Origin of the sequence: Streptomyces gottesmaniae (assembly GCF_031845845.1) — a bacterium.
GTDB classification, from domain to species: Bacteria; Actinomycetota; Actinomycetes; order Streptomycetales; family Streptomycetaceae; genus Streptomyces; species Streptomyces akebiae.
In genome coordinates, this window is record NZ_JAVRFJ010000130.1 from 1 (window position 1) to 457 (window position 457).

Here is a 457-nt window from a genome sequence, read left to right on the forward strand (position 1 = left end):
GTGTATAAGAGACAGGTGGGAAAGGGCGGATTGGGTAAGGAAAACCCGTTTGGCGGCAAGGGAGACGCTGCCGGTTTCTTCAAGTGCCAGCAGGGTTTTGAGGTGGCGCAATTCGATAATGGAATCCATGGGGCTTCAGACGGCATATTGAACCGGCGCATATTAAAATAATTCATATGCGGGTGCAAATCGGAAAAATGGGCGTTTCGGGCATTTGCGGTTAGAATGCCCGCTTGTTTGGAAATGACAGGAAAAATATGGTTTTGCGCAGAGATTTTTTAGCCTGGTGCGACGAAACGTTGCAGACGGCATCGTTTAAAGATTACGCCCCCAATGGTTTGCAGGTTGAAGGGAGGGAATATATCGGGAAAATCGTTACGTCGGTAACGGCAAGCAGGGCAGCGATTGATTTTGCTGTGGAGCAGAAGGCAGATTTGCTTTTGGTACATCACGGTAT

The 457-nt window shown here is 48.6% G+C and carries 2 protein-coding genes; one reads left to right on the forward strand and one right to left on the reverse strand.

The features are described 5' to 3' along the window. A partial coding sequence (locus RM704_RS45755) for a LysR family transcriptional regulator (RefSeq protein ID WP_498076453.1) occupies positions 1–129 on the reverse strand: 129 nt, incomplete at its 3' end. Positions 130–257: 128 nt separating this feature from the next. On the opposite strand from RM704_RS45755, the gene RM704_RS45760 reads away from it, so the two are divergent. Then, the coding region (locus RM704_RS45760; protein WP_498076452.1) for a Nif3-like dinuclear metal center hexameric protein at positions 258–457 on the forward strand (200 nt) is incomplete at its 3' end.